Here is a 2696-nt window from a genome sequence, read left to right on the forward strand (position 1 = left end):
GCACGGATGCGGAGCGCCGCCGTGTCGCCGATCGTCCTCGGGACCTGGAACTCGGCGGTGGTCGAGCCGGCCGGGCTCGTGACGGTCTCGCCCCAATCCCAACCCGTCACTCGCACGTCGTCGATCGCGAGGGCGTCCAGACCCTCGCTGGTCGCCTCGTCTTTCTGGTAGACCCACCAGACGTCGTACGTGCCCTCTGGGACGGGCACCCGGGCCCGCGTCCACGTCCGGTCCCGGTTCATCTCCCAGACCTGCCGGAGATCCGAGCCGAGGAGCATGTACGCGAAGTCCCGGCCGTCTTCGCTGTCGAGCATGTACCAGAACTCGAGTACCCCGCCGCCGGAGGGGACGGTGATCGAGCGGCCGGCATACGTCCACTGATCGTCGCCGATGACGCCCGAGCGGATAGCCCACGAACCGGTATGCACGTACGCCGGGTCCGCCGTCCGCGTGAACAGAGCGTTCCCGCCCGTCAGCCATCCGGATGCACCGTCTTCGAACCCCTCGGAGTAAACCTGGAGCTCGAAGCCGAGCTGCACCTCGTGGATCGCCGCGGCGGAGGTGAACGGCGGGGGCGTCCAGCGGGCCTCCTCGGGGCGGCCGGCTTCCAGCGTCCCGCCGGGAGCGGGGGCGTCGACCGTCGGAGCGGCGGCGAACGCGGGCGCGAGAGCGGACGCGGCGTTCAGCCGTCCGCCCGTGCGCACGCGTCCGTAGAGGCCGAACGGGACATCCCGGCGGTCCACCGTCTCCTCGACCCGCGCGCGGATCTCCTCCATCGGCGCCGCCGGGAAGGCGGCCTTGAGCAGCGCGACCACGCCGGTGACGTGCGGCGACGCCATCGAGGTGCCGCTCGACGAGGCGTACGAGCCCGGGACGGTGGACAGTATCCGGTCCCCGGGCGCTGCGAGATCGACGTTCGACCCCCAGTTCGACCAGGCCCAGTACCCGTCGGTAGGGAGCATGTCGTCGTGGTCCGTAGCGGCGACGGCGATGACGTTCGGCGCATCCATGGCCGCCGGGTAGTACGGGAGCTCGTCGTTGCTCGTACCGTTGTTCCCTGCGGCAGCGACGTTGATCACGCCGTGCTGTCCCGCGTAGGAGATCGCATCGTCCAGCGCGCCGATCGTTCCGGCAGCTGTCCACGAGTGGTTGATCACCCCCGCTCCGCTATCCACCGCGTACACGATGGCCGCGGCGGCGTCGAACAGGTTGCCGTGGACGGGCCCGATGTGCTTGAGCACCATGATGCTGACATCGTGGCTGATCCCCGTGATGCCGACCGCGTTGCCGCCGACGGCACCGATGGTCCCCGCCACATGCGTCCCGTGCCGGTCGCCGTCATCGGGGTCGGAGACCGTGCCGTCACCGTTGAACCAGTCCCAGCCGTGGACGTCGTCGATCTTGCCGTTCCCGTCGTCGTCGATCCCGTTGCCCGGGATCTCACCGGGATTGACCCAGATGTTGCCGGCCAGGTCCTCGTGCGTGATGTCGACGCCCGTGTCACAGACCGCTACGACCACACCGCGAGAGCCGGTCGTGCGCTCCCAGGCCTCGGGAGCGTCGATGTCGGCGTCCGGGGTCCCGCCGGACTGGCCCGTGTTGTCCAGCTGCCACATCGCACCGAACATCGGGTCGTCCGGGACGACGGCCGCGGGCCGTGTGCGCACATCGCGCTCCGCCACGGACACGACGCCCTCGGAACGCAGGCGCCGGGCCGTGATCTCGGCGGCGGGCGCGGGGACCTCGATCAGAGTCCATCCCACGTGCGGGATGGTCTCCCGGACCTTGAAGCCCATGCTCCGGCCGGCGCTCCTCAGGCCAGCCAACCCCGCGCTCTTCGTGGCCTTGACCACGAGCCGGACGGTGCCGCTCTCCTCATCGGCCGCGGGTACTCGCCGGAGCGTCTCGGTCTCGACCGGCCTCTCTCGCCGTTCGATGGCTTCGTCGATCCTGCCGAGCCCGGTGCCCGTCGAGGCGCCATCCGCCACCCCTGGGAGCGCGAGGGAGGACGCCACCAACGCTGCGAGGAGGATCCTCATGGGGTGCCGCTGGAACAGTGACATGCATGCACCGCTCTTCCAGGCCGCCCGGGAGTCGGAGCCGGCGAGCGGCCCTACACCGTGCATATCGGCCGACGAAGGGACACCATGGAGTCCTGCCAGCGATATGCCTGCCAGGGACTGCCTGTACCGCGAGATCGATAGGCCATCGGATCAGGTAAGGACCGCGCCGGTCATGGCGGAAAGCGTGACCGACGCTGTGAGAGCGGTCACCGCCGCACTGGCCCAGCCGCTCCCGTGCGTGACGCGCCGTCCGACGAACGCGCCCGCCCAGGCCGGCGCGGCGTAGCCGACGGCCGACCCGACCAGCATCCACAGCACCACCGCGGAGAGCGCCGCCGGACCCGACGCCGCGCCGGACGGTCCCGGACCGGACCCAAGGACCTCGGCGGCGACACGGGAGGCGGCGAGCCCGTCTCCTGCGAACCAGGCCGCGAGCAGCAGCAGGCCCGGAACGCCGAGGAGCGAGTGCTCGCGCGGGCTGCGGGCTGAGAGAGCGGCGACCGCAGGCGCGGCGAGCACCGAGACCAGCGGGTTGAAGGCGAGCCCAAGGCGGGCGCCGACCCAGAGCGTCTCGAGCACCGCTCTCAGCAGCCCGCCGGGTGGCCCTCGGTGGCGGCCTCCAGCCGCAACTTG

At 71.1% G+C, this 2696-nt stretch carries 2 protein-coding genes; both read right to left on the bottom strand.

The window, feature by feature from the left end; translation table 11 throughout:
• Window positions 1-2063: S8 family serine peptidase (locus tag IBX62_10015; GenBank protein MBE0477420.1), on the bottom strand; the 2063-nt coding region annotated here is incomplete at its 3' end.
• Between the two features lie 150 nt (window positions 2064-2213).
• Window positions 2214-2642 (bottom strand): hypothetical protein, encoded by a 429-nt coding sequence (locus tag IBX62_10020; GenBank protein ID MBE0477421.1) that lies wholly within the window; start codon window positions 2640-2642, stop codon window positions 2214-2216.
• Between the last annotated feature and the right edge of the window lie 54 nt (window positions 2643-2696).

It is taken from the genome of Coriobacteriia bacterium (assembly GCA_014859305.1).
Taxonomy (GTDB): domain Bacteria; phylum Actinomycetota; class Coriobacteriia; order Anaerosomatales; family Kmv31; genus Kmv31.